This window comes from Amycolatopsis sp. CFH S0740, from assembly GCF_004522315.1.
GTDB lineage: Bacteria > Actinomycetota > Actinomycetes > Mycobacteriales > Pseudonocardiaceae > Amycolatopsis > Amycolatopsis nivea.
In genome coordinates this window covers 323,255-348,492 of record NZ_SDLS01000003.1, presented here as the reverse complement: position 1 = coordinate 348,492, position 25,238 = coordinate 323,255, and the positions used below count along the sequence as shown (strand labels likewise).

Sequence of the window (25,238 nt, the reverse complement as noted above, 5' to 3'; positions counted from 1 at the left end):
CCGCGCCCGGTGCGAACGTCCCCTTCCTACGGCAGTGCGACGGCGTCAGCCCAGCCGCTGGGCCAGCGCGTCCAGCTCGTCGCGCAGCGAGGACGGCACCTCGCCGATCTTCGCGAACCACTCCTCGATGAGCGGCAGTTCCTCGCGCCACTCCTCGTTGCGCACCTCCAGCGCGGCCTGGATGTCCTCGACCGGCTCGGAAAGGCCCTCGAGGTCGAGGTCCTCGGCGTTCGGCACGAACCCGATCGGGGTCTCGACCGCGTTGCCCTTGCCCTCGACGCGCTCGAGCACCCACTTGAGCACGCGCGAGTTCTCGCTGAAGCCCGGCCACAGGAAGCGGCCGTCGTCGCCGCGGCGGAACCAGTTGACGTAGAAGATCTTCGGCAGCTTGTTCGCGTCGGCGTTCTTGCCCAGGTCCAGCCAGTGATTGAAGTAGTCGCCGGCGTGGTAGCCGAGGAACGGCAGCATCGCCATCGGGTCGCGGCGCACGTTGCCGACCGCGCCGACCGCCGCGGCGGTGGTCTCCGACGACATGGTCGCACCCATGAACACGCCGTGCTGCCAGTCGCGGGCCTGGTTCACCAGCGGCACCGTCGTCTTGCGTCGTCCGCCGAACAGGATCGCCGAGATCGGCACGCCCTTCGGGTCGTCCCACTCCGGCGCGAGGATCGGGCACTGCGACATCGGCACGCAGTACCGCGAGTTCGGGTGGGCGGCCTTCTCCTCCGAGTCGGGCGTCCAGTCCTGGTGCTTCCACGAGGTGGCGTGCGCGGGCTTGTTCTCCATGCCCTCCCACCACACGTCGCCGTCGTCGGTGAGCGCCACGTTCGTGAAGACCGTGTTGCCCTTCTCGATCGTGCGCATGGCGTTCGGGTTCGTGTGGTTGTCGGTGCCCGGCGCGACGCCGAAGAAGCCGTACTCCGGGTTGACCGCGTACAGGCGGCCGTCCTCGCCGAAGCGCATCCACGCGATGTCGTCGCCGAGGGTCTCCGCGCGCCAGCCCGGGATGGTCGGCTGCAGCATGGCGAGGTTGGTCTTGCCGCAGGCGCTCGGGAACGCCGCCGCGACGTAGTGGACCTTGTCCTCGGGCGAGATCAGCTTGAGGATCAGCATGTGCTCGGCGAGCCAGCCCTCGTCACGGGCGATGACCGAGCCGATGCGCAGCGAGTAGCACTTCTTGCCCAGCAACGAGTTGCCGCCGTAGCCAGAGCCGTAGCTCCAGATCAGCCGCTCCTCCGGGAAGTGCGAGATGTACTTGGTCTCGTTGCACGGCCAGGCGACGTCCTTCTCGCCCGGGGCCAGCGGCTTGCCGACCGAGTGCAGCGCGGGCACGAACTCGCGCTCCGAACCGTCCGGCGCGATGAACTTGTCCAGCGCGGCCTTGCCTGCCCGGGTCATCACGCGCATCGACGCGACGACGTAGGCGAAGTCGGTGATTTCGATGCCCAGCTTGGGGTTTTCGTCGCCGAGCGGGCCCATGCAGAACGGGATGACGTACATCGTGCGCCCGGCCATGCAGCCGCGGTACAGCTCCGTCATGGTGGCCTTCATCTCGGCCGGGTCGACCCAGTTGTTCGTCGGGCCCGCGTCCTTCTCTTCCTTCGAACAGATGAAGGTGCGGTTCTCGACCCGCGCGACGTCGTCGGGGTCCGAGGTGGCCCAGTAGGAGTTCGGCTTGGCGTCCAGCTTCACGAAGGTGCCGGCGTCGACCAGCTCCTGGTTGATCCGGGCGGCTTCCTCGTCAGACCCGTCGACCCACACCACGCGGTCCGGGGTGGTCAGCTCGGCGACCTCCCGGACCCAGGACAGCACGCCACTGTGCGTCGTCGGCGCGTTGTCCAGTCCGGGGATGGCGACTGCGGTCATCTCTACTCCTGACTTCCGACGACAAAAGAGCCCACACCGCGAACGACAGTGTTCTTGGTGCGGGCTTCGTTGCCGGCGACCGAATGGCTTCGCACACCGGCGGAAGACCGGTGTGCGGGTTTTGGGATTCCCCGACTGTAGCCGGATGGACGGCAGGTAACCGAGAGCTGACCTGTCGGTTCTCTCACAAGAACGATAAGGGAATCGATTCAGTTTCACCGGAACGGGCCAGCGCCGAAAATCTTTCCGCGTGGCCCGCGTCGCATTCGTGCCGGATGCCGGGAGAGGGGCTGCGCAGTTCCGATCTTGCGCGGACGCTGCCGGGCGCCGGTTCGCTGGAGCCGGGCGGATCGCGTCGGGATTTGGCGGCCCCGGAGACAGCGAAACGGGCCCGGCGCGCGGCCGGACCCGTTCGTGTGACGTCAGTTACCGAGGGCTCAGTTGGGGCTGATCCACTGCCCGGTTCCGCTGTCGATCTTCGCGACGCCGCTGAGCAGCTGGGCGCCCTCGCCGCCCCAGGCCGAGTCGCTGCCCGGGTCGGCCGCGGCCGCGTGGTTCGAGCCGCCGTCGGCCTCGGTCCACTGGCCCTGGCCGGTGTGCTCGAACGTGTGGGTGGAGCCGTCCGCACCGACCTGCACCGCGACGTCGGCCTGGCCGTCGCCGTTGGTGTCGGTGAACGCGATCGTGCCGCCGGACTTCGTCTCGACCACGGCGGTGTCGTTGTGCCCGTCGTGGTCGGTGTCGATGGTGGCGACCCCGGCGTCGACGTTGCCGTCCGGCAGGTCGGCGTGGATGTGCCCGGTGGTCGAGGTGTCCTGCGAGTGCGTGTCGGTGCCGTCGGAACCGGACTGGCCATGGCCGGATTCGACCCAGCTGCCGCTCTGCTCGTCGTAAACCGCCTGGTCCACGACGTGCCCGGTCGAATCGAGCACCGCGTAGTGGTCGGCGACGCCGTCGTGGTCGGTGTCGGCGAACGCCTGCGCGGAGCCGTCGTCGTGCTCGACGACCGCGGTGTCGGAGACCCCGTCGTGGTCGGTGTCGTAGTTGACCTCGGCCTGGTACTCCTGGCCGTCGACGTGGACGGTCAAGGCCTCCGGGCCGGTCGCGTCGGTGCCGCCGCTCTCGTCGACCCACATGGGTTGGTCCCCCTTAGTACGCCGGGTCTGCCGTTTCTCGCTCGGTATGACTCACGTTAGGCCGGTTCGGTTCCCGTCCACAAGCCGATCACGTGCTCACGGCGGCAGGTTGAGCGGAAGGCCGCCGCCGGTGACGAAAACGCACCAGGTCCCGGCTTCCTCGCGGTTCAGATCCAGCCGGGTGGTCGTCGCCGGATGGGCGTTCCGGGTGACCTCGACCTCGAAGAACGCGCCGTCGCCGGGGCCGGTGGTCGGCTTGCCGAGGCGGATCCGGACGTTGTCCTCGTCGAAGCTCTGGACCGACCGGGTCGCCGGGTACTCGGTGGAGGCGTGGCAGTCGACGTTCTGCAGGCCGATCGGGTCGCGCCTGTTGACCGCGTCGACGTACGCCTTGGCCACGACCTCGGGCCCGCCTGCCGGGCGGTGCACCTCGACGCTGTCGTCGGTCGCGACGATGAAGATGGCGACGCCGCCACCAGCAAGCAGCACTACGGCACCCAGGCAGATCCCGATGATCAGCCCGATCCGGCGGCGCTTCTTCGGCGGTTGCGGCGGTTGCCACTGTTGCGGCGGAGGGCCGCCCCACTGCGGTGGTTGCGGCGATCCAGGTCCGTACGTCACCCGCTGATCATGCCCGATCGCGGACCGTGCGAATGCGGGAAAGCAGAGTTTCGGCCCGGGTATGGCCCTCGGTCACGTCCTTGAGGCGTTTCGAGACGATCGCGATCTTCTTCGCCCGCTCCTGCGCGCTCATCTTGATCGTCTGGTCCACCTCTTTCAGCTCCGCCTCGATCGCCTCGATGCGGCGGCCGAGCGCCTCGTCGAGAGCGAGCGACAGTTGCTGCTCGGCCTCGATGAGCTGTTCGGCGATCAGCTGGTCGAGCGTTGAACGGGCGTCGGCGATCGCTTCGACCAGCCATTGCTTCAGATGTTGTTTGTCCGAGGCGTGTTTGCGGGTGCGCGCCATCCACCAGCCCGCGCCGAGGCCGATCACGATCGTCGCCGGGAGCACGACCGGGTTGAGGATCGCGACGCCCGCCAGCGGCAACGCGGCGATCTTCCCTGCGCCGACGCCGCCGGAAATGCCCATGAACACCAGCAGTTTGTCTTCGGCGGTCGGCGGTTTCTTGTCCGGCGGGCGCAGCACCACCGGCGGGCCGCCGGCGCGGGCGAACTGGGCGCGGATCACGTCGAGCTCCTCGGCGGAGAACAGCTCCGACAGCGCCGTGTTCGTCACCTGGTTCAGCCGCCTCGACAACTGCATCGACACCCGCTGCGACGCGGTCTGCAGCGCGATGTCGACTTCTTGCGGCAGCGCGGCCAGTTCGTCGCGTTTGGCCGCGTCGATGCGCTGGCGGAAATGCGCCTGCGCCTCGCGCATTTCGCGGCTGCTCTCGTGGCCGACCTCGACCCGCGTGCGCTGGATTTCGCCGCGCAGGCGCAGTTGCCAGCCGCGGGTGGAGGTGCGGCGCTGGGACTGCAGATCGTCGCGGCGGGCGCGGAGTTGTTCGGCTTCCGCTTCGCCCGCGGACAGAGCCCGGCTTTCGCCTTGCAGCTTCGCCTTGATCCCGGCCAGCGCGCTCGACAGCGAGCGGAGCGTGTTGGCTTCCTTGAGCATCATCGAGCGGCCGACCAGCAGTTCCTGCAGCGCGACCTGCACCGCGGCGATGCCGGACTTCTCCCGGAGCATCGCGGCGACCTGCGCGTTCGGTGCTTTCGCGGCGGTCTCGAACACGCGCGCCGACACCGGGTGGAAGACCGCGTCGGCGAAGCGCGGCGCGTGTTCGGCGAGCAGTTGCCGGTCGGCTTCCAGGATCTCGCGCCAGCCGCGGAAGGCGTCGGTTTTGGCCAGCACGAAGACCACCGTCTCGACGCGGTCCGCGACCTCGCGCAGGAACTGCAGCTCAGTGGAGGTGAAGGGGGCCGACGCGTCGACCACGAACACCAGCGCGGTCGCGCCCGCGGCGGCTTCCTTGGCCAGTTCGCCGTGCAGCGAATCGAGCCCGCCGACGCCAGGAGTGTCGACCAGCGTCAGCCGTTCCAGCAGCGGGACCGGGCCGGACACCTCGACGTAGCGCGGCGGCAGCTGTCCCGGCGGCAGCTCGTGCGCGGCGGACACCCAGTCGACCAGCTGCGTCAGGTCGAACGGCACCGACGCCAGCTGACCGGGGTAGCAGGCCTGCGCGCCCCACTGCTGCGCGTGCTCGAAAACGAGGTAGGTCGCGGTGGCCACGTCAGCGTCCACAGGGGACAGTCCCGGGGTCGCGAGCAGGGCGTTGACCAGCGAACTCTTTCCGCGGTTCGTCTCGCCGACGACCACCACGGACGGTTTCTCCGACCGGGCCTTGCGCTGGTCCTCGACCCATTTGGCGGCCTGCGGATCGGCCTCGCGGACAACGCCGAGCAGCTGTTCGCGAGCGGCCTGGACCTGAGCGGGAAGCGTCGGTGCGGTCACTGCGCCCGCTTCGCGTAGACGGTGACGATCGGCGCGCGCAACAGCCGGTCCTGGTCGGCGAACCCGACGACCTCGGTCTCCGCGACCACGCCTTCCAGCTCCGGATCGTCGGTGGGCACCGCGCCGCCGGCCTCGTGGCGAGACGGGTCGAAGCGTTCGCCCTCGGCGCGCAACGCGGTGACGCCGATGTCGGCGAGCCCGTGTTCGAGCCGTTCCACGACGCCGCTGCTGCGGGCGCGGTCCAGCGCGTACAGGCACAGCTGGATGAGCGCCTGCCGGTCGGAAAGCGCGCGTTCGAGGTCACCCGGGGCAGCTACGAGGTCCACATCGGGATCCGACGCATCCGCCGCGGCGGCGGTTCCGTCCGCCTCGGCGATGATGCGCGCGAGAGCGTCCGCGCTGATCTCGCCGGTCGGCGCTTCGGCCGCGTCGGCAGGTTCCTCGTGGCCGAACCACGCCATTGAGACCCTCCCCTGGTCGTCCGGGTGATTTCACCAGTTTGCGGCAATGCGGTGCGCGGCGGGGGCGGATCACTCAGACGGGCCGAGAATCCGGGTCAGCAACTGCCGCAGCACCGCCTGCTCGTGCTCGACGTCCAGGTCGGGGTCGAGGCTCGCACGGGAAAGCAGGGCATCGACCAGCGCGCCCACGGCTCCGCCGACGTACGTGAGGGGAACCCTCATTGACTCTGATTCCCTCAGGGTTCCCCTCACGTACGATTCCCACCCAGCCGGACCGGCGCAAGCGTGTGCGCGGCGATCAGGCGAGTTCGTGGATCAGCGAGCGCATCGCCTGGTCGAGGGCCGGAACGTCCGCGGCCAGCTGGGACGACACCAGCAGCTGGTGCTCCGCCGTCCGCAGCCACACCCGGCCCGCGACCGGGATCTCCAGCACCGACAGCCGGAACGGTCGCGCGCGGCGGCCAAGCTCCACCTCGGTTTCGCGGACGAGCCTGCCGATCCGTTCGCTCGCGAGGATCTGGCGGCGGTGGAAGCCGGACGAGACCGGGCGGCGGGCCGCGGCGAAGTGTTCGGCGGCGGCCGGGGCGAAGTGCTGGGCCGCGAGGTCGATCGCCGAACCGTCGCCGGGAGCAGGGCTTTTCCGGCGGGTGCGGGCAGAACCGCGTTCGCGGAGGAAGGTCAGCAGGCCGTTCCACCACGGTTCCCACTGCGCCTGCACCGCCGCGCGGTCGAGGGCGGGCGGGACGTGGACCGGGACGGCGGGTTCGACCGGCGGCAGCAGCTGGCCGTCGGCGATCGAGAGCGCGAGTACGTCCCGGAGGAACAACGCCACGTCGACGTCGTGGTCGCTCCCCCAGTTCACCCGCCACGAGGTGGTGTCCTCCAGCCGCACGACATTCAGCCTACGCGTCGCGGACGGGTTGTTTACTGTTCGCGAATCTGTTGCCAGATCAGGAAATAGGCGCGGTGCACGACGTGGGCCACGCGGCTTTGCGCCGGAGTCGCGCCGAACGATGCGAAAGACCGCCACCAGCCCGCGCGTTCCAGCGCGTGCGCCGCCAGCTCCGGTCGCGAGGCGCCGGGAAGGCCGAGTTGCGCGCCAAGGTCGGCGTTGCTGCCGACCCGGAGCACCTCTTCCGCCAGGTCTTCCGGCATCTCGACCGCGCCAGAGGCGACGAGCGTCAACGCTTCCAGCAGCCGCAGCTGATGCGCTTCCGGGCGGGCCAGCAGCACCTCGATCGCGTCGTGCACGCGCTGCCGTTCGCCCGGGTCGCCGGACGCGTGCGCCAGCGCGGTCACCGACGCCAGTGCGGCCGCGGCCTTGATCCCGTCCGCGCGCGCAGCGAAAACGATCGACAGCCGGCGGCGGACCGCGTCGAGTCCGGAGATGTCGAGAAGCTTGCGGCGCAACGCACCCGCGGTGATCTCCGGTTCCGCGCGGATCGCGTCGACCGCGCAGCGGATTCCGAAGAGATCGAGTTTCTCCAGCAGCCGCAACCGGATTCCGGTCGGGATGTCGCACTCCCAGCTGGTGAAGATGTCGGCCGCGATGAGCATGGTTTCGAGGACGTCGTCGTCGAGCGCGGCGAGCTGGCCGAGCGCTTCGGCGTCGGCGGAGGTGAACCCGCCGGACTCGGCCGATTCGGCGATCAGGCCGATCACCGGCAGCACGTCCGCGACACGCGGCTTCAGCGTCGCGGCCTGCTTCTCGGCAAGCAGCTGCGCGGCCTTCCAGACGTCTCCACCGGAGCCTTCGACAGTTTCCGCGACGACCGTGTCCGCCTTGTTCAACACGGCGATCGCGTTGACCGGCCCCGCGTCCCGGCTCGCGGTCGCGGCGGTGAACGCGGCCAGCGCCTGCTGATCGTCCGCGCGCACGCCCTGGGTCACCACGTAAAGCACGGCCTCCGCGCCCGCGACGGCGTTGCGCGAGGTGTCGTCGAGGTCGTCGGAACCCTCGTCCTGCTCGGCCGCGCCCAGCAGCTGTTCGGTCCGCGACACCGACGCGGCGTCCAGCGAGCCGAGGCCGGGGGTGTCGATCACCGTCATGTCCTGCAGCACCGCGTTGGTGAGGTACGCCTCGAGGTGCGAGACCTCGGCGATGTCGACGCCGAGCTCGGCCGGGATCGAACCGTCCGCGGCGAAGGGCAGCACCTGCTTGCGGCCGTCGAGGAACACCACCTCGACCCGGTCGACGGTGCCGTACTGGAACCGCGTGACCAGCCGCGTGCACTCGCCCACGTCGGTGGGCGCGACCAGCCGCCCGATCAACGCGTTGACCAGCGTCGACTTGCCCGACTTGATCCGCCCGGCGACCGCGACCTGCAACGGCGCGCCGAGCCGTCGCAGCACCTCGGCGAACCCGGCGGCGGTGCGCGGGGACACCTGGGACCGCAGCCGGTGGCACAGCTCCGCCACCGACGCGGACAGTGGGCCGGCGAGTCGTCCCCGTTCCGCCGCTGCCGTCACCGCCCCGGCCCCCTTCCGGCTCGTTCGCTCACCCGAGCAGGAATCGTCGCATGCCGGTCATCCTTCGGTCGCACCGAAGGTGCTACCCGGGACCGACGCGGCCGCCCGGGACGCGACCTACTGTTGAGTCGTGCGACGGCTCAGCCTCTGGATGCGTGCTCACCCGATGGTCGGGGACTCGCTGCTCGCGCTGTTCCTCGCGGCGTTCGACATCCTGGTGTTCGCCACCAACAGCCTCGACCCCGAACTGCCCGGCCCGAAGTGGTACCTCGCGATCCCGATCGACCTCGCCGTGGTCGCGCCGCTGGTCTTCCGCCGCAAACGGCCGGTCCTCGCCGCGTACATCGTGTACGTCATTTCGTACGCGCACGGCGCGCTGGACCTCGGAGTTTCCGGCCTGGCCGCGCTCGCGATCAGCCTCTACTCGGTCCAGGTCTACGTCGGACGCAAACAGGGCCTGCTCTACGGCGGCGCGTTCGTGGTGGCCATGATCGTCACCGCGATCGTCAAGCCCGAGCCGTCGATGCTGGCGCAGCTGGTGTTCAGCGCCTTCACCATCGCCTTCTGCTGGCTGCTCGGCGAATTCATGTACGCCCGCCGCGCCTACCAGCGCGAACTGGAGGCCCGGTTGCATCTGCTGGAGACCGAACGCGACCAGGCCGCGCGCATCGCGGTGGCCGAGGAGCGCGGGCGGATCGCCCGGGAACTGCACGACGTGGTCGCGCATTCGGTGAGCGTGATGGTCGTGCAGGCCGACGGTGCCGCGCTCGCCCTGAAGTCCAATCCGGAGCTGGCCGGACGCGCACTCGGGACGATCTCCGAAACCGGTCGCGGCGCGCTCGGCGAACTGCGCCGGCTGCTCGACGTGCTGCGCAACGACCGCGGCGACGACGAACCCCGGGTGCCGCAGCCGGACGCGACCGCGCTGGGCGACCTCGCCGAGCGGATGCGCGCCGCGGGCGTCCCGGTCGACCTCGCCCTCGGCGACGGACTGGACGAACTGCCCGCCGGGGTGTCGCTCGGGATCTACCGGATCGTCCAGGAATCGCTCACCAACACGCTCAAGCACGCGGGGGCGGGGGCGAGCGCCGCGGTCCGGGTGCACCGGACCGGCGACCAGGTCGAGGTGCTCGTGCGCGACGACGGCGCGGGCCGGGCGCGGCGGCTGGAACAGGTCGGCGCGAACGGAGCGACCGGGTCGGCGACGGCGGCGACGGTTCGGCAGCCTGCGCCGCGGCTGTCGGTCGCGGGCGGGAACGGGCTGATCGGGATGCGGGAGCGGGCGCACGTGTACGGCGGGACACTGGAGGTGGGCCCCGCCGCCGGCGGTGGCTGGCAGGTGCGAGCGGTGCTGCCGGTTAGGTTGAACTCGTGATCCGAGTGGTGGTCGTCGACGACCAGGAACTGATGCGCGTCGGGTTCCGGATGGTGCTGGGCGCGCAGGCCGACATCGACGTGGTCGGCGAGGCGGGCGACGGCGCGCAAGCCGTGCGGATGGCCGCCGAACTGCGGCCCGACGTCGTGTTGATGGACGTGCGGATGCCGGTGCTCGACGGCGTCGAGGCGACGAAACAGATCGTCGCGGCAGGCACCGCGCGGGTGCTCGTGATGACCACCTTCGACCTCGACGAGTACGTCTACGCCGCGCTGCAGGGCGGTGCGTCCGGCTTCCTGCTCAAGGACACCCAGCCGGACTACCTGGTGTCCGCGCTGCGTTCGGTCGCCGACGGCGACGCGGTGATGTCGCCGTCGGTCACGCGCAGGCTGCTCGACCGATTCGTCGGCTCGGGCGGTTCGGAAATGCGCGATCCGGCCGAACTCGACGTGCTGACCGACCGCGAACGCGAAGTGCTCGTACTGATCGCGAAAGGCATGTCGAACGTCGAAATCGCCGAAACCCTGTTCCTTTCCGAGGCTACGGTGAAAACCCACGTCGGGCGGATCCTGTCGAAGCTCGACCTGCGCGACCGCGTGCAGGCGGTCGTCCTCGCGTACGAGACCGGGCTCGCCCGGCCGGGGATCGGCTGACCGTCCCGTTCAGACACTGTCCACACCGGACCCCGCCGCGGATTTCGCAGCGGGGTCCGCGCGTACGGGGGAAAGTTCAGGGTCGGCTCAGGGGCATCCCCCATCGCGCTCCACCCTGCGACACGATTGAGTACTACTCAGGTCGGGTAGCCGGTTCGATCCACAGGATGACGCGAAAACGGCCGCGCTGAGACAGGATGAATTCCGTTAGCACCGCCGTAGAGGGAGCAGGGGATGATCGAGGCAACAGGTCTCACCAAGCGTTACGGGAGCACGCTCGCGGTGAACAACCTGTCGTTCAGCGTGGCAGCGGGGAAAGTCACCGGATTCCTCGGCCCGAACGGCGCCGGCAAGTCCACGACCATGCGCATGATCCTCGGCCTGGACAACCCGACCGCGGGCCAGGTCCGGATCGGCGGGAAGCTCTACCGCGAGCTGAAGGACCCGCTGCGCACGGTCGGCGCGCTGCTCGACGCGAAATGGGTGCACCCCAACCGCTCCGCGCGAGCCCACCTGCAGTGGATGGCCCGGTCCAACCGGATCCCGGCCTCGCGGGTGGAGGAGGTGCTCGACACCGTCGGCCTCACCAGCGTCGCGGGCAAGCGAGCGGGCGGGTTCTCGCTCGGCATGTCGCAGCGGCTCGGCATCGCCGCCGCGCTGCTCGGCGACCCGGAGGTGCTGCTGTTCGACGAGCCGGTGAACGGCCTCGACCCGGAGGGCATCCTCTGGATCCGCAAGTTCATGCAGCGCCTCGCCGCCGAGGGCCGGACCGTGTTCGTGTCGAGCCACCTGCTTTCGGAGATGGCGCTCACCGCGACCGACCTCGTGGTCATCGGCAAGGGCCAGCTGATCGCGCAGTCCACCACTGAGGAATTCGTGGCGCGGGCCGCGGAAAACACCGTGAAGGTGCGCTCGCCGCAGCTTCCGGCGTTGCGCCAGCAGCTGATCTCCGCCAGCGCACAGGTCACCGATTCCGGCGAAGCGCTCATCGTGTCCGGAATGGACAGTGCGAAGATCGGCGAGATCGCCGCTTCGGCGAACCTCGTGCTGCACGAGCTGAGCCCGCAGACCGGCTCGCTCGAACAAGCCTTCATGCAGATCACCGGCGACTCCGTCGAGTACCACACCGGGCTCGAAGCTGAGGCGCAGCAGGCCGCGGCCATCCGCTGACCACACTCTCGTTGGGAAAAGAAAAATCATGACTTTGCTCGCGGTCGAACGCATCAAGCTCTTCACCACCCGGTCGCCGTGGTGGTGCGCCCTCATCGCCGTCGCGCTCACCGTCGGCTTCGCCGGCCTCATGGCCACCGCGTTGCCGAGCGGGGAAACGATCTCGGTCGCCAACACCCAGGCCGGGCACCAGTTCGGCATCGCGGTGATCATGGTGCTGGCGGCGCTGTCGGTCACCACCGAGTATCGCTTCGGCACGATCCGCACCACGTTCCAGGCGGTGCCGCACCGCGGTTCGGTGCTCGTCGCCAAGGCCACCGTCGTCGCGCTGCTGTCGCTCGTGATCGGCGAGATCGCCGCCTTCGGCGCATGGGCGCTCGGCTACGCGATCCGCCCGTCGGACTCGGTGGCGCTGCACACCTCCGCGGACTGGATCAACGTCGCGGGAGTCGGCGTGGTGTTCGCCTTCGCCGCGGTCATCGCGGTCGCCGTCGGAACGCTGATCCGGCACAGTGCCGGCGCGCTCTCGCTGCTGCTGATCTACGTGCTGGCGGTGGAAAGCCTCGTGCAGCTGATCCCGACGATCGGCCCGAAGATCCACCAGTGGATGCCGTTCAACGTCGCGGAGCGCTTCCTCGGCGGTTCGGCTTCCTCGCGCGGACCGGGCATGCCGGACGCGGTCCTGTCGCAGTGGGGCTCGCTGGCCTACTTCGCCGGGGTGGCCGTGGTGCTGCTGGCCATCGCGATCGGCGTCGCGAAGAAGCGCGACGCGTAAAGACCCACAGGGGCGTTCGGGCGAGTCAGGCGGGGGCCGGCGGAGCCGAACAAGGGGAAAAAGGGAAAAGGGGAACAAGATCCGGGTCGCCATTCGGGGGGCGGCCCGGATCTTTCCGTTTCGGTAGAGTTCGGTGCCACGAGAAGGGGGACGGCGTGCTCGAAGCGACTGGACTCACCAAGTCCTACGGCGACACCGTCGCGGTGCGGGACCTGACATTCACCGCGGAGGCCGGTCGCGTCACCGGATTCCTCGGTCCGAACGGGGCAGGCAAATCCACCACGATGCGGCTGTTGCTCGGGCTCGACGCGCCCACCGCGGGCACCGCGCACATCGAGGGCAAGCCGTACCGGCAGCTGTCCGATCCGCTGCGCACGGTCGGTGCGCTGCTCGACGCGACGTGGCGGCATCCGGGCCGTTCCGCCCGGCAGCACCTGCGGTTCCTGGCCGCGACGAACGGGCTGCCGGACCGGCGTGCCGACGAGGTGCTGGAGCTCGTCGGGCTGTCCGCGGTGGCACGCAAACGCGCGGGCACCTTCTCGCTCGGCATGCTGCAGCGGCTCGGCATCGCGAGCGCACTGCTCGGCGACCCGCGGGTGCTGCTGTTCGACGAACCGGTCAACGGCCTCGACCCGGAAGGGGTGCACTGGGTCCGCCAGCTGCTGCACGGGCTCGCCGCGGAAGGCCGCACGGTGTTCGTGTCGAGCCATCTGCTGCCGGAAATGGAGCAGACCGCGCAGGATCTCGTGGTGATCGGCCGCGGCCGGCTGATCTATCAGGGCACGATGGCCGATTTCGTGGAGCGCGCCGGATCGCGCGGGGTCCGGGTGCGTACGCCGCACGCCGACGCGCTGCGCACCGCGCTCACCGAAGCGCGCGCGGTTTTCACCGAGGATTCCGGTGCGTTCCTGGTGTCCGAAATGGACAGTGACGCGATCGGCGAACTCGCTTTCGCCGCGCACGCCACGCTGCACGAGCTGAGCCCGCTAGCCGGTTCGCTCGAGCACGCCTACCTCGAATTGACCGGCCAGGCGGCCGAATTCACCAGTGGAGGTGCGCGGTGAATGTGCTGCGGGCGGAACGGATCAAACTTTTCAGCACTCGCGCGCCGTGGTGGTGCGCGCTCATCGCGGTGGCCGCGCCGATCGCGTTCACCGCGTTGTTCCTCGGACTTTCCGGGGCCGAAATCACCGCGGACGTGAGCAATACCCAGCTCGCCACGAGCACCGGCCGCACGGTCGCGCTGGTGCTCGCGGTGCTCGCCGCGACGGCCGACTTCAACTGGGGCACGCTGCGGCTCACCTTCCAGGCGGTGCCGACACGGACGCCCGCGCTGCTCGCCAAGGGCGCCGTGGCGTTCGCGACATGCGCGGCGCTGGGCCTGCTCGCCGGCGTCGGCTCGTGGGGCATGGCGCATCTCGTGCGCCCGGACGCCGACCTCAGCCTGCACTCCGGGGCGGACTGGCGCATCGTGTTCGGCCAGATCCTGACCTTCGCGCTCACCGGACTGCTCGGCGTCGGCGTCGGCCTGCTGCTGCGCAGTTCCGCGCTGACGCTGGCGATCGTGCTGGTGTGGACCCAGCTGGTCGAGGGCCTGGTGCTGCTGATCCCCAAGATCGGCAGCGATCTTTACCAGTGGATGCCGTTCTACGCGGCCTCGCAGTTCGCCGGTGGCGATTTCACCAGGACCACGCTGAAACTGTCGCCGCCTTTCGGACCGTGGGGTTATCTCGCGTATTTCGCGGCGATCAGCGTGGTGTTGTTCGCCGCGGGCGTGGCCACCGCGAATCGGCGCGACGCCTGACCTGCACGTGCACATTCCCGATTGCGCGGCGGGCAATCGGATTAAATTCGCGTAAACCGGTGTGGCTTCTCTCACAGGGAGCGGACATACTGTCGGAAAGCCACGGATATTCACAGCAGAGCCCCGTCTCAGCTCTCCGGAGGTGAACCGTGACGGTGGACGTTGATCAGAATCTCGTTTCCCGCGACGCTGCGGTACCAACCCCTCGGCTCGAGCCGATGCTGGACCTCGAATGGTCCCAGGCGATCGAACTGCCCCGGTTCGCGCTGCCCGCGACCCGGCCCGCCGAACTGCGCCAGGCGTGGGTGCACCGCGCACCCGAGGACGCGGTGCTCGGGCTGTACCGGCGGGCAAGCGGAGCCGACGACGCACTGCCCGCGCCGTGGTGGCTGCGCGCGGTCGCGAGCGGACGGCTCGAATCGCGCGAACTCGGCTTCCGCATCGAAGACCGGGTGGCGCAACTGCTCGGCAAGCGGATGGGCTGGGAGTTCGTCCCGTGGGCGGCCGACGGCGAATCCGGGTACTGGGAGTTCATGCCGTCCGAACGCGGCAAGTCCGGCCACTCCATCCCGACGACCGTGCTGAACACCGACCGGCACGACGGCTGGATCGACGTCTTGCCCGCGCACTCCGCCCGCGCACCGGAGCCGGTCGCGGTCGCCGGACTCGCCGGACTGCGCTCCCGGCTCGGGGAGTTCGAAGCGGTCCGCTGACGCGCCCGTATGTTGTCCGGGTGGAAAACGAGGACCAGCCACGGCTGCGCAGCGTGGTCAGCTACGTCAAACGCGGCGGGCGGATGACCGTCGGCCAGCAGCGAGCCTGGGAAGAACACTGGCCGCGACTCGGCCGGACGGTGTCGGAACTGCCTCCCGGACCAGTCGACTTCACGGCATGGTTCGGCCGCGAAGCGCCGGTCATGCTGGAGATCGGTTCCGGCATGGGCGAGACGACGTCGCAACTGGCCGCCGCCGCGCCGGAGCTGAACTACGTGGCCGCCGAGGTGTACGACCCCGGGCTCGGGCAGCTGATGCTGCGCGCGGAGAAGCTCGGAGTGACGAACCTGCGGCTCATGCACGGTGACGCGGTGGTCCTGCTGACGTCGCATGTCGCGCCCGACACGCTGTCCGGCGTGCGGCTGTTCTTCCCGGACCCGTGGCCGAAGAAGCGCCACCACAAGCGGCGGATCGTGCAGCCGGAATTCGTGGCGCTGATCGCGTCGCGGCTGGCTCCGGGTGGGACGTTCCACATGGCGACGGACTGGGAGCACTACGCGGAGCAGATGCTGGAGGTTTGCTCGGCGGAGCCCGCGCTGCGGAATCGGTATGCCGACGAGCCTGGCGGGTGGGCCCCTCGGCCGGAATGGCGGCCGGTGACGAAGTTCGAACAACGAGCGGACCGGGAGGGGCGGGTTTCGCACGACTTGATCTTTGAGAAGCGCTGAGCGCGGCCGCGCCAGGCAAAGCGAACGTACGTGGCGCAGCCGAAGCAGGAAGCGACGAAGGGCCGCCCCCGGGTTCCCATCCCCGGTGACGGCCCTTCGTTTCCTTCACCCCCGGTGCCGCCCCTCCCCCGACGAGGGGCGGCGGCCAGCTATTCGTCGGCCAGTGGCTCCGCTTGCACTCGCTTCAGCGCGGGCGTGCACACCGACGCACCGAGCAGAGCGACCCCGATCCCCAGCACCACCGGCGCGGCGATCCACGGACTGAACACGACCGAACCCCGTTCCATGGTTGCCATGAACAAGCCGAGTCCGACCGCGACGCCCACCACACCGGCGCCGATGGTCGCCACGAGCGCGGGCAAGGCGGCTTCCATTCGCAGCGCGCGGGACAGCACTCGCACCGGCGTACCAGCCGCCATCAGGGCGCCGAACGTCCGTCGGCGGTCCATGACCGAGCCCGCCGTCGCGACCGCGGCGCTGCAGCCGGCCAGGATGCCTGCTGCGATGAGGCCGATCACGGTGACCCGGCGCAGGTCGCTGAGCTGCACTTGCTGTCCGTAGAGGTGCTGCTCGCGGCTGCCGATCTCCGCCCCGACCGCGTTGGGCACCAGTGCGGTTCGCACGCTCTCGCGGTTGGTCTCGGCGGTCGGCACGACCAGGGTGACCTGGCTCGGTTTGACCCCGGCCGGCACCGCCGACGGGTCGATCACGTATTCGCCGAAGCTGTTGTGCCGTTCCGGGTGATACGTGCCCAGGTTGACCGCGCCGAGCGGGGTGCCCGTGCTGTCCTCGCCGCCGTACCGCGCGACTCGCAGGTTGTTCGTGTCCAGTTGGTATGGGGCGTACAGGCCGACGCCCGGTTTGCAGTCCTGCTCGGTGATCCCGAGCCGGGTCAGCTTGGCGGCGTCGGCGCAGGTCATGACGTACGCACGCTGCATCGACTGGTAGTTCCCCTCGCCCTGCATCACGTAGACGCTGGCCACCGGGATGACGCGTTCAGTCAGTCCCGCCTTCGAGAGCGTGGCGTTGGTCCGCTCGATCGCCTCGCGGGCCCGGTCCGCGGTGACGTCGACGTACAGCGCCGAGTCCACGTACTGGCGTCCGCCGCCGGCGAGGGATTCGATCGACGGCAGCAGGGTGAGCGCCATCGACCCGGTGAACACCGCGAGCACGATCCCGGCCGACGCGCGGTAGGAACCCTTCGGGTCATTGCGCAGCCGACGTCCGGCCAGCAGCGACGACGGCCGTCGCCAGATCCGGACGAACGTGCCGCCGACCGCCGAGGTCACCCACGGTCCGACCACCATCGCCGAGGCGACCACCAGCAGCAGGCCGAACAGCACCAGGTTGCCGCTGCCCCCGCTGCGTGCGCCGAAAACGGTGTAGAAGAAGAACAATCCGGCCGCGGGCAGTGCGAGCAGCCGCCACCAGCGCAACGGCTTCACCGTGTGCCCGCCGGTCGCGAACAGCGGCGTGCGCACCACCCGGCGCAGGCCGAGCACCCCGGCGAGCACCACGAGCAGCGGGACCAGCAGCACGGCGAGCACGGTCAGTCCCACCGGCAGGGCGAAGTCCGAGGCCAGCCAGGTTCCGCCGTCCCACGGCACGAACGTGGCCAAACCGCGCAGTGCCGGGCTCAGCAGCAGGCCGAGCAAGGCGCCGACGCCCGCGGACAGTCCGGTCTCGGCGGCAACCATCGCGGTCACCTGACCAGGGGTCGCACCGGCCAGGCGGATCGCGGCGAGCCGTTGTTCGCGGCGGGCCGCGGTGAGCCGGGCGGACGACGCGACAAGCACCAGGCTCGGCACGAGCAGCACGATGATGCCGACCCAGGACAACACCGTCAGCAGGCCGTCCGGATGCCCCTGCCCGGTCGGGAAGGCCGCGGCCGGGAAAGCGTCCTGGCCAGGCTGGTCCTTGTGCCCGTACGGGCGCATCTCCTGCGGGCCGTGCCCGACGAGCGCGACGAGCTGTTCCGGGTACCGCAGCGCCTCCTCGCCGAACGCGGCGACCGGTTTGCCGAAGCGGTTCCCGAGCTGGTCGGCCGGGGTGGTGTTGAGCAGTCTCCCGAGCGCGGGCGACACGATCGTCTCGCCGGGGCCAGGCAGCTGCGGGATGCCCGGCGGCAGGCGCAGCGAATCGGCTGGTCCGGTGACCGCGATGTCGACGCGGGCGACCTGCTTGCCCTCGAAGTAGTCCTTGGACGAGTTGACCAGCAGGGCGTTCTGCTGGCCGGAGTCGTAGCGGCCGCTGCTCTGCCACAGTGCCCGCTGCTCGCGCGCCTGGGTGGCGTACGGCAGGGTCGCCAGCAGCAGGACGAGCCCGGTCGCGACGGCGACGCCGACCGCGGTGAGGATCGCCGAGGTGCGGGTCCGCCGGTCGCCGCGCAGCACCCGCAGGGCGAGCTGGAACGGGTTCATGCCGCGAGCCTCGTCGCGATCAGGCCGTCGCGGATCGCCACGGTGCGCGGCATCGATTCGGCGAGTTCCCGGTCATGCGTCACCACGAGCACCGCGGCCCCGGACGCCTGCGCGGCGGCCAGCAGCGCGTCCATCGTCTCGCGGCCAGTGCGGGTGTCGAGCGCGCCGGTCGGCTCGTCGGCGAAGATCACCTTCGGCCGGTGGGTGAGCGCGCGGGCGATCGCCACGCGCTGGGCCTCGCCGCCGGAAAGCTCTCCGGGACGGCGCGCTTCCTTGCCGGCGAGCCCGAGTTTGCCGAGCCATTCCCGTGCCGCGGCAATGGCTTCGCCACGAGTTCCGCCGGCCAGCAGCGACGGAAGTGCGACATTCTCTTCGGCGGTCAGCTCGGACACGAGCATTCCGGACTGGAACACGAAACCGAATTCGGTGCGCCGCAGTTCGCTGCGCCGCTTTTCGCCGAACTGGTCGATCCGCTGTCCCTGCAACCAGATTTCGCCGCTGTCGGCGCGCAGGATGCCCGCCAGCACGTGCAGCAGTGACGTTTTGCCGGAGCCGGACGGGCCGACGATGGCGATCGCCTCGCCCGGCTGGACGTCGATGTCGATTCCGGCCAGCGCGTGCTGCTGCCCGTAGCGCTTCACCAGCCCGCGCCCCGACAACACCGGTCCGGCGCTCCACTGTGGATTCGTCATCCGCCAGCTCTCTCCCTGTCTCCGTCATGCGTCTTCGGCTGCGACGGAAAGCAGCTTCGCGGATCCGGGCGGGTGTCCACTTCGGGCAGACGGCCGGTACCCGAGGGCCTGCCATCGGCCGATCGGCCGATGGCGACGAACCACGTGGCCAAGGTGCGCGAGGCCGCGGATCATCTACCGTCACGGTGTGCCGCACACCCCGCCGTCGAAAACGTTCGCCGCGCGGGCGACCGAACTCGCCCGCCGCCTCGACATGTCCGTGCTCGTGTTGTTCGGCGCGCTGGCGTTCGACCTCGTGTTCGTGACCGACGCGGCACTCGACAACGTGGGACCGCGATTCGTCGACCTCGGTCTTTTCCCCGGCATTTTCGTGATGGCGGCGTGCGCGTTCTGGGCCCGCAAACGCGCGGCGGTCGCGGGCGTATTCGGTGCGCTGACGCTGATGTTCTGTACCTTCGCCATCCGCTATCTGCACATCCCGACCTACTCCAGCGTGCTCGCGAACCTCACCATCACCGAGGTCGTGGCCGGGGTCGAAATGGTCTACTTCCTCGCCCGCCGGGCCCGGCCCGGGGTCGCCTTCGCGGTGATCTGCGCGCTGGTGATGGGCGCGCTCACCGCGGTGTTCGGCCGCGAATACGACGGCAGGCTCTACGGCAGCGCCATCGTGCAGGCGCTGCTTTTCGGTTTCCTGTTCCTCGTCGCGGCGGTGCTCACCGGGGTGGTCGGCCGCCCGCGCCGCGAACGCGATCCGGCGACGGCGGAACGCCTGCGCAGCATGCACCGGTTCACCGAACTGGTGCGCGGCCAGTGGCCGTTGATCGGCATGCTCAGCATCGGCGTGCTGATCGAATTCGGCTACACCTACGAAAGCGGCAGCCGCGGGTTCCCGCTGCTGGCCTGCTCCATCGGCGCCGCCGCGGTGACCACGCTGTCGCCGCGCCGGCCACGCGATTCGATCCTGGTGGTGGCCGGGCTTCTGCTGCTTTCCGCGCTCGCGACGCCGTTCCTGCACCCCAGCCACAGCTACCAGCTCCTCGGCGGCATCCCGCCGACCCAGATCGTGGCCGCCTTCGGCGTCGTGGTGAACGTGGTGCGGGCGGTGCCGCTCGCGCGGGCCTGGCCGCGGATCGTGCTGCTGTCCGGCGTGGTCGCGGTCGGCGCGGTGCTGAACTTCAGCCAGTACCGCACCGGACGGCTGCTCACCGACCCGATCACGCTCGGGATGCTCGCCACCGTCGCGGTCCTGCTGCTCGGCATCGCCATCGCGATCGGCCTCTACCTGCGTTCGCGCGATTCCGAGCGCGCGCAGGTGGTGAAATCGGCGGTCACCGACGCGCAGACGTCCGAGCGGATGGCGCTGGCCAGGGAACTGCACGACGTCGTCGCGCACCACGTGACCGGCATCGTCGTGCAGGCGCAGGCCGCGCGGATGATGGGGGAGAAGAACCCGGAGCTCGCGCTGGAGGCGATGGGCCGGATCGAGAACGCGGGCGTCGAGGCGCTCGCCGCGATGCGCCGCCTGGTCCGCAGCATGCGCGGCGACGCACAGGCCGGATCCGGCGAGTTCAACGAGCAGGCGACCACGGACCTGGCCGCCGACCTGCGCAAACTCGTCGACGCGGGCAACCACGGCATCCCGACGCAGCTGCGGCTCGACCTTCCGGCGGACCTGCCGCACGAGGTCGGCCGGTCCGCGCTGCGGCTGATCCAGGAGTCGCTCACCAACGTCGGCAAGCACGCCTCGGACGCCACCGAGGCGCTCGTGCTGGCCGAGGTCGTCGACGGCGAACTGCACTTGCGGGTGACTGACAACGGCACCGGGCAGACTCACCGTCCGGCTGGCGGGTCGGGCGGATACGGTCTGGTCGGCATGCGCGAACGCGTCGCGTTGCTGCACGGCAGGCTTTCCGCAGGCCGCGAGCGCAGCGGCGGCTGGCGGGTCGAAGCGTGGCTGCCGCTCGAGGCGAACGGGGAGACAGACAGGTGATCCGGGTACTGATCGCGGACGACCAGGAAATGGTGCGGATGGGCTTCCGCATGATCCTGGACGCCCAGGACGACATCGAGGTGGTCGCGGACGTGCCGGACGGCGTCTCCGCGGTCGCCAAGGCGCGCGAACTGCGGCCGGACGTCTGCCTGCTGGACATCCGCATGCCGGGCCTGGACGGGCTGGAGGTCACCCGCCAGCTGGCCGGCCCGGACGTCGCCGACCCGCTGAAGGTCGTCGTGGTCACCACCTTCGACCTCGACGAATACGTGCACACCGCGCTGCGCAACGGCGCGAGCGGCTTCCTGCTCAAGGACGCCGGACCGGCCCTGCTGATCGAGGCGGTGCGCGCGGCCGACCGCGGCGACGCGCTGGTGTCTCCGCAGATCACCGTGCGGCTGCTGAAGCATTTCGACGGCGGGACCACCGCCAAGCGCGAGGCCCCGGCGCCGTCGGAGCCGCTGACCGCGCGCGAACTGGACGTGGTGAAGGCGGCCGCCCGCGGGCTCACCAACACCGAGATCGGCGCCGAGCTGTTCCTGTCGCTGTCGACGGTCAAGACGCATTTGGCTTCGGTGCAGGGCAAAGTCGGCGCGCGCAACCGAGTGGAAATCGCGGCTTGGGCCTGGCGTAGCGGCGTAGTCGATTAACCGCTACTGGGACGCCCGTACTATCTCGTTATGTCGCGTCGATTCCACGCCCCGGTTGTTCTGCCCGCCGACCCGTCCTGCTCGCTGCTCCGCGACGCCGTCGTCGATGTCGACGACGAGGGCCGGATTTCGTTCGTCGGACCGGCTTCGACCGCGCCGGAGTTCGCCGGCGAGGTGACCCGGCTGACCGGAATCCTGTTGCCCGGCTTGGTGAACTCGCACGCGCACAGCCCGATGACGCTGCTGCGCGGCATGGGCGGCGACCTGCCGCTGCTGCGCTGGCTGCGCGAGATCATCTGGCCGACCGAGGCGAAGCTGAAGCCCGCGGACGTGCGCACCGGCATGCTGCTCGGCTCGGTCGAAATGCTCCGGCACGGCGTGACGACCAGCGCGGAAATGTATTTCGAGGGCGAGCAGCTCGTCGACGCGGTGCTCACGACCGGCGGCCGGGTGCTCGTCGCGCCGCCGGTGATCGAACTGCCCGGGCTGGACTGGCGCACGACGCTCGCGGCGATCGACCGGTGGATCGACGCCGACGGGCTGCGGTTCGGTCCCGGCGAGCGGATCGAGCTGGGCTACGGGCCGCATTCGGCGTACATGCTGAACCCGGACGGCCTGCGCGCTACCGCGGAATCCGCGGCGGCCCGAGGGGCGCTGGTGCAGATTCACGTGGCCGAGGCGGCCGCGGAGGACCTGGAGCAGCGCAAGGAGCACGGGTCGGTGCCGAAGCTGCTGGATTCGCTGGGGATGTTCAACGGGCGGACGCTGGCGGCGCATTCGGTGCATTTGTCGGACGAGGACATCGCGATCTTCGCCGCCCGCGGCGTCGGGATGGCGCACTGCCCCGGGTCGAACGCGAAGCTGGCTTCGGGGATCGCGCGGATCAAGGATCTGCGGGCGGCCGGGGTCGCGATCGGCCTCGGCACCGACGGTCCGGCGTCCAACGACGACATCGACCTGTGGGAAGAGCTTCAGCTGACCGCGATGCTGGCCCGGCTGGCCAACGACGACTCGACCGTGGTGACCGCGAAGGACGTCTTCCTGATGGCCACCCGCGGCGGCGCCGAAGCGCTCGGCCGCCCCGACCTCGGCGCGCTGGAGCCGGGGCGCTGGGCCGACCTGGTGCACGTCGACCTCGACGACCCGGCCTTCGCCGCCGGTCTCGACGTGCCGGACGAGCAGTTGCTGGCGAACCTCGTGTGGGCGGCCGGGTCGCGCCGGGTGCGCGACGTGTGGGTCGCGGGCGAGCAGGTCGTCGCCGACGCCGAACCGACGCGGGTCGACCGCCGCGAGGTCCAGGCGGCGGTGGCCGACACCGCCGCCCGGCTGCGGGCCTGACCTCAGCGAGGACGGACCTGGATCTCGGTGAAGTGGGCTTCTGGGGTGGCGGTCACCGCGGTGAGCACGGCCGTCGCCACGGAGTCCGGGCGCAGGTACTTGTCGGCTTCGTACTCGCCGCCTTCCTGGGCGCGGGCCTCGCGTTGCATGTCGGTGTCGGTGCGCCCGGGGAACACCGACGTCACGCGCAGGTCCGGCTCTTCCGCGCGGAGTGAGTCGGTGAAGGCCCGGACGGCGAATTTGCTTGCCGCGTAAGGACCCCAGCCGGGGCGGGCGGTGTAACCCGCGCCGGAGTTGATCACCACGACGTGGCCGTTCGCGTTGCGGAGGGCGGGCAGCAGCAGACGGGTCAGCTCGGCGACCGCGATGACGTTGACCTCAAGGTTCGTGCGCCACACCGAGGACGGCGCGTCGGCGACCGTGCCGATCTTGCCGACGCCCGCGGAGTGGACCAGCACGTCGAGGCGGTCGATCTTGCTGGCCGCGGCTTCCAGGGAAGCGGCGTCGGTGAGGTCGACCGGCCATGGCTCGGCACCGGGCAGTTCCTCGGCCACTTTCGCGAGTGCGTCGGTGTCGCGGCCGCCGAGGAGAAGACGGTGCGTCGGGGAGAGCTGATGCGCGATAGCCGCGCCGATGCCCCGCGAGGCACCGGTGATCAGGGCGAGCGGAAGGTCGGTCATACCGGCCACGGTAGGCGTCCGCCGCTGAATCGCCAGCCCGGAGAGTCGGCGATCACTTCGCCGGGGCGCAGGAGACCGCGGCCCACGGGTCGCGCGGGTAGCGGATTTCCGTGCGATGCGGAGCGCCGGTGAGATTGTCGATAAACCGACTCCAAGTGAGCGGTTCGCGGGTGGAGGCCAGAACGTTCTGCACGTCGGGGCAGCGCAGCGCGACACGGGCGGCGTCGATTTCGGCGGGCTGGAACATCCGGATCTCGCCGTCGGTGGCGTAGTCGCCGTATCCGGCTTCGGCGATTTCCCAGGCCGCGACCAGCCACTTCGAGTGCCCGGGACGGCCATTGGGGATCGACGACGAGTGCGCGGCCAGGTCGCTGGCCAGGCCGTAGCCGTCGTGGATGCGCACGTCGAGCGACACGATGTTGCTGATCGCGCCCATGCTGTCGGCCGCCATGGTCACGTACGGCCGGGTGGTCGGGAAGCGGAACCACTGCTTCACGTCGCCGTAGCTGTAGACGAGCACGGCTGGCTGCTTCGTCGCCTGCACCGCGTCGACGGCGTGGCGGATGATGTCCTGGCCGAGGTAATCCGTCGCCAGCACCGGATGTTCGTGTCCAGTCGCCCAGGCCCAGTAGCCGCGTTCGTCGGTGACGCTCACCGCTTGGTGGGTGCCTTCGTACGGCACGCGCAGCCAGCCGCCCGCGGCTACCGACCACGCGGCGACCCCGGCGACGAACGCGATGGTCTTCCGGGTCAGCGGGACCGCCATGACCGGAAGCAGCAGCACGAACAACGCGGGCAGCAACATCCGGCCGTGCATGAAATCTCCGCCGACGCGCACGACGTACAGCGCGAGCAACAGCGCGGCGATCGACGGAGTCAGCAACAGGATCCGCGACCGGCGCACCAGTATCGCGGCAATCACCAGCAGCAGCAACGGAATCCACAGCACATACGGGCTGATCAGGTCAGCCAGATACGCGAAGCCGCGTGGCCAGTCGCTGTTGGCCGCTTCCTTCGCGAGCGCGGTGTTCGGCGTGAGCAGCCCGTAGTAGCCCATCCGAAACACTTGGTATGCCACCGGAATCGCGATTCCCGCGCCAAGCCAGCCCAGCGCGGCAAGCCATCGCGGGCGGAGCAGAAGCACCAGGGCGACGAAGCCGACCATGCTGAACAACGCCAGGTCCGGCCGGACGAGCGGGCCGAGTCCGAGCACGATCGCGGTGGCGACCGGCGTTTTGCCGCGCACCAGCAGCCACCAGCTCAGTCCGAGCCACAGCAACACCAGGCCGGTTTCCAGCCCGGAAGTCGCGAAGTCGCGGAACGGCGGCAGCGCGCACACGATCAGCGCACCGGCGGGAGCCACGGGTCCGGCGTAGAGCCGACGTGCCCCGTCCAGGCCGAAGAACAGGCCGCCGACGGCGCACAGCAGGCCGGTGATCACCGCGATCCATTCGAGCGGCGGTCCGGGAATCGTGCCGATTCCGGCGAGCAGCCAGGTCCACAACGGACTCGTGCTCGCCTCGACGCGCTCGCCGACGTTGAACACCGGACCGTTCCCGGCGAGGATCTGCCGGACGGTGCGGAGCACGAGCAGCCCGTCGTCGCTCATCCACCGGCGCTGCCAGGCGAGCACCGTGTACAGCACGAGAACCGCCCCGGCGGCGGCCCACGTCCAGGTCATCGGGCGGCGGTACCACGGGAGCGGGTCGGCGGCCGCGGTCATGATTGGTCCAGACCTCCCCGAGACGTGACGTGCAGCCACAGTCTCGCATCCGCCCACCGGCGACGCTCGGCGGTTCCGCGAACGTCCGTGAAGGACTCCTTGAGGGAATCAGATTCCCCTAAGGAGTCCTTCACAGACCG

General features: G+C 70.0%; 23 protein-coding genes. 11 read left to right on the top strand and 12 right to left on the bottom strand.

Features of this window, described 5'->3' with window-relative positions; translation table 11 throughout:
- Positions 1 to 45: 45 nt before the first annotated feature.
- The 8 genes from EIZ45_RS07850 to EIZ45_RS07815 form a co-directional block, all read right to left on the bottom strand.
- Complete coding sequence (locus tag EIZ45_RS07850; protein ID WP_037809023.1) at positions 46 to 1,866, bottom strand: phosphoenolpyruvate carboxykinase (GTP); 1,821 nt, start codon at positions 1,864 to 1,866, stop codon at positions 46 to 48.
- A 437-nt stretch (positions 1,867 to 2,303) separates the two neighbouring features.
- The gene (locus EIZ45_RS07845; RefSeq protein ID WP_037809024.1) at positions 2,304 to 3,002 is read right to left on the bottom strand and encodes a hypothetical protein; all 699 of its coding nucleotides are present in this window, start codon (positions 3,000 to 3,002) and stop codon (positions 2,304 to 2,306) included.
- A 96-nt stretch (positions 3,003 to 3,098) separates the two neighbouring features.
- On the bottom strand, positions 3,099 to 3,623 hold the full coding sequence (locus tag EIZ45_RS07840) for a hypothetical protein (RefSeq protein WP_134664226.1): 525 nt from the start codon (positions 3,621 to 3,623) through the stop codon (positions 3,099 to 3,101).
- A 7-nt stretch (positions 3,624 to 3,630) separates the two neighbouring features.
- Positions 3,631 to 5,457 (bottom strand): dynamin family protein, encoded by a 1,827-nt coding sequence (locus EIZ45_RS07835; protein WP_134664224.1) that lies wholly within the window; start codon positions 5,455 to 5,457, stop codon positions 3,631 to 3,633.
- Positions 5,454 to 5,918 (bottom strand): nucleotide exchange factor GrpE, encoded by a 465-nt coding sequence (gene grpE, locus EIZ45_RS07830; RefSeq protein ID WP_199817334.1) that lies wholly within the window; start codon positions 5,916 to 5,918, stop codon positions 5,454 to 5,456. Before grpE ends, EIZ45_RS07835 begins: the two co-directional genes overlap by 4 nt.
- 69 nt (positions 5,919 to 5,987) lie before the next feature.
- On the bottom strand, positions 5,988 to 6,140 hold the full coding sequence (locus EIZ45_RS07825; RefSeq protein WP_240690704.1) for a hypothetical protein: 153 nt from the start codon (positions 6,138 to 6,140) through the stop codon (positions 5,988 to 5,990).
- 76 nt (positions 6,141 to 6,216) lie between these two features.
- Positions 6,217 to 6,810, bottom strand: coding sequence for a hypothetical protein (locus EIZ45_RS07820; RefSeq protein WP_037809029.1), 594 nt, complete (start codon positions 6,808 to 6,810; stop codon positions 6,217 to 6,219).
- A 32-nt stretch (positions 6,811 to 6,842) separates the two neighbouring features.
- The gene (locus EIZ45_RS07815) at positions 6,843 to 8,387 is read right to left on the bottom strand and encodes a dynamin family protein (protein ID WP_037809030.1); all 1,545 of its coding nucleotides are present in this window, start codon (positions 8,385 to 8,387) and stop codon (positions 6,843 to 6,845) included.
- 166 nt (positions 8,388 to 8,553) lie between these two features.
- On the opposite strand from EIZ45_RS07815, the gene EIZ45_RS07810 reads away from it, so the two are divergent.
- From EIZ45_RS07810 to trmB, 8 genes are all read left to right on the top strand, one after another.
- Complete coding sequence (locus EIZ45_RS07810) at positions 8,554 to 9,762, top strand: sensor histidine kinase (RefSeq protein ID WP_134664411.1); 1,209 nt, start codon at positions 8,554 to 8,556, stop codon at positions 9,760 to 9,762.
- Positions 9,759 to 10,415: a response regulator transcription factor gene (locus EIZ45_RS07805; RefSeq protein ID WP_009085178.1), complete on the top strand. Its 657-nt coding sequence runs from the start codon at positions 9,759 to 9,761 to the stop codon at positions 10,413 to 10,415. Before EIZ45_RS07810 ends, EIZ45_RS07805 begins: the two co-directional genes overlap by 4 nt.
- A 234-nt stretch (positions 10,416 to 10,649) precedes the next feature.
- Positions 10,650 to 11,585, top strand: coding sequence for an ABC transporter ATP-binding protein (locus EIZ45_RS07800; RefSeq protein WP_037809032.1), 936 nt, complete (start codon positions 10,650 to 10,652; stop codon positions 11,583 to 11,585).
- A 28-nt stretch (positions 11,586 to 11,613) separates the two neighbouring features.
- Positions 11,614 to 12,360 carry an ABC transporter permease gene (locus EIZ45_RS07795; protein WP_037809034.1) on the top strand — a complete coding sequence of 249 codons (747 nt, stop codon included), beginning with the start codon at positions 11,614 to 11,616 and terminating at the stop codon, positions 12,358 to 12,360.
- A 155-nt stretch (positions 12,361 to 12,515) separates the two neighbouring features.
- Positions 12,516 to 13,424: an ABC transporter ATP-binding protein gene (locus tag EIZ45_RS07790; RefSeq protein ID WP_043831713.1), complete on the top strand. Its 909-nt coding sequence runs from the start codon at positions 12,516 to 12,518 to the stop codon at positions 13,422 to 13,424.
- Complete coding sequence (locus EIZ45_RS07785) at positions 13,421 to 14,164, top strand: hypothetical protein (protein WP_134664222.1); 744 nt, start codon at positions 13,421 to 13,423, stop codon at positions 14,162 to 14,164. Before EIZ45_RS07790 ends, EIZ45_RS07785 begins: the two co-directional genes overlap by 4 nt.
- Before the next feature lie 218 nt (positions 14,165 to 14,382).
- The gene (locus tag EIZ45_RS07780) at positions 14,383 to 14,877 is read left to right on the top strand and encodes a hypothetical protein (RefSeq protein ID WP_220507610.1); all 495 of its coding nucleotides are present in this window, start codon (positions 14,383 to 14,385) and stop codon (positions 14,875 to 14,877) included.
- A 20-nt stretch (positions 14,878 to 14,897) separates the two neighbouring features.
- Positions 14,898 to 15,605 carry a tRNA (guanosine(46)-N7)-methyltransferase TrmB gene (gene trmB / locus EIZ45_RS07775; RefSeq protein WP_081684824.1) on the top strand — a complete coding sequence of 236 codons (708 nt, stop codon included), beginning with the start codon at positions 14,898 to 14,900 and terminating at the stop codon, positions 15,603 to 15,605.
- Between the two features lie 149 nt (positions 15,606 to 15,754).
- Here the strand turns inward: trmB and EIZ45_RS07770 are convergent, their stop codons facing one another.
- Together EIZ45_RS07770 and EIZ45_RS07765 are read right to left on the bottom strand one after the other, a co-directional pair.
- Complete coding sequence (locus tag EIZ45_RS07770) at positions 15,755 to 18,025, bottom strand: FtsX-like permease family protein (RefSeq protein ID WP_134664220.1); 2,271 nt, start codon at positions 18,023 to 18,025, stop codon at positions 15,755 to 15,757.
- On the bottom strand, positions 18,022 to 18,717 hold the full coding sequence (locus EIZ45_RS07765) for an ABC transporter ATP-binding protein (RefSeq protein ID WP_037809043.1): 696 nt from the start codon (positions 18,715 to 18,717) through the stop codon (positions 18,022 to 18,024). The genes EIZ45_RS07770 and EIZ45_RS07765 overlap by 4 nt, the downstream gene beginning before the upstream one ends.
- A gap of 187 nt (positions 18,718 to 18,904) precedes the next feature.
- On the opposite strand from EIZ45_RS07765, the gene EIZ45_RS07760 reads away from it, so the two are divergent.
- Genes EIZ45_RS07760 through EIZ45_RS07750 form a run of 3 tightly spaced genes read left to right on the top strand, consistent with a single transcriptional unit; the run spans position 18,905 to position 22,695 of the window.
- Positions 18,905 to 20,707, top strand: a complete 1,803-nt coding sequence (locus EIZ45_RS07760; protein ID WP_043831719.1) for a sensor histidine kinase — start codon at positions 18,905 to 18,907, stop codon at positions 20,705 to 20,707.
- On the top strand, positions 20,704 to 21,357 hold the full coding sequence (locus tag EIZ45_RS07755) for a response regulator transcription factor (protein ID WP_043831721.1): 654 nt from the start codon (positions 20,704 to 20,706) through the stop codon (positions 21,355 to 21,357). The genes EIZ45_RS07760 and EIZ45_RS07755 overlap by 4 nt, the downstream gene beginning before the upstream one ends.
- A gap of 30 nt (positions 21,358 to 21,387) precedes the next feature.
- Positions 21,388 to 22,695 carry an amidohydrolase family protein gene (locus EIZ45_RS07750; RefSeq protein ID WP_043831723.1) on the top strand — a complete coding sequence of 436 codons (1,308 nt, stop codon included), beginning with the start codon at positions 21,388 to 21,390 and terminating at the stop codon, positions 22,693 to 22,695.
- Between the two features lie 2 nt (positions 22,696 to 22,697).
- Here the strand turns inward: EIZ45_RS07750 and EIZ45_RS07745 are convergent, their stop codons facing one another.
- Positions 22,698 to 23,375 carry an SDR family oxidoreductase gene (locus EIZ45_RS07745; protein WP_037809047.1) on the bottom strand — a complete coding sequence of 226 codons (678 nt, stop codon included), beginning with the start codon at positions 23,373 to 23,375 and terminating at the stop codon, positions 22,698 to 22,700.
- A 52-nt stretch (positions 23,376 to 23,427) separates the two neighbouring features.
- Positions 23,428 to 25,098 carry a hypothetical protein gene (locus EIZ45_RS07740; RefSeq protein WP_134736036.1) on the bottom strand — a complete coding sequence of 557 codons (1,671 nt, stop codon included), beginning with the start codon at positions 25,096 to 25,098 and terminating at the stop codon, positions 23,428 to 23,430.
- Positions 25,099 to 25,238: the final 140 nt, after the last annotated feature.

Excerpts from the sequence above, each read along its gene's own strand:
- EIZ45_RS07850 (WP_037809023.1), bottom strand. The coding sequence starts at position 1,866 with ATGACCGCAGTCGCCATCCCCGGACTGGACAACGCGCCGACGACGCAC.
- EIZ45_RS07845 (WP_037809024.1), bottom strand. The coding sequence starts at position 3,002 with ATGTGGGTCGACGAGAGCGGCGGCACCGACGCGACCGGCCCGGAGGCC.
- grpE (WP_199817334.1), bottom strand. The coding sequence starts at position 5,918 with ATGGCGTGGTTCGGCCACGAGGAACCTGCCGACGCGGCCGAAGCGCCG.
- EIZ45_RS07825 (WP_240690704.1), bottom strand. The coding sequence starts at position 6,140 with ATGAGGGTTCCCCTCACGTACGTCGGCGGAGCCGTGGGCGCGCTGGTC.
- EIZ45_RS07810 (WP_134664411.1), top strand. The coding sequence starts at position 8,554 with ATGGTCGGGGACTCGCTGCTCGCGCTGTTCCTCGCGGCGTTCGACATC.
- EIZ45_RS07800 (WP_037809032.1), top strand. The coding sequence starts at position 10,650 with ATGATCGAGGCAACAGGTCTCACCAAGCGTTACGGGAGCACGCTCGCG.
- EIZ45_RS07795 (WP_037809034.1), top strand. The coding sequence starts at position 11,614 with ATGACTTTGCTCGCGGTCGAACGCATCAAGCTCTTCACCACCCGGTCG.
- EIZ45_RS07780 (WP_220507610.1), top strand. The coding sequence starts at position 14,383 with ATGCTGGACCTCGAATGGTCCCAGGCGATCGAACTGCCCCGGTTCGCG.
- EIZ45_RS07770 (WP_134664220.1), bottom strand. The coding sequence starts at position 18,025 with ATGAACCCGTTCCAGCTCGCCCTGCGGGTGCTGCGCGGCGACCGGCGG.
- EIZ45_RS07765 (WP_037809043.1), bottom strand. The coding sequence starts at position 18,717 with ATGACGAATCCACAGTGGAGCGCCGGACCGGTGTTGTCGGGGCGCGGG.
- EIZ45_RS07750 (WP_043831723.1), top strand. The coding sequence starts at position 21,388 with ATGTCGCGTCGATTCCACGCCCCGGTTGTTCTGCCCGCCGACCCGTCC.
- EIZ45_RS07745 (WP_037809047.1), bottom strand. The coding sequence starts at position 23,375 with ATGACCGACCTTCCGCTCGCCCTGATCACCGGTGCCTCGCGGGGCATC.
- EIZ45_RS07740 (WP_134736036.1), bottom strand. The coding sequence starts at position 25,098 with ATGACCGCGGCCGCCGACCCGCTCCCGTGGTACCGCCGCCCGATGACC.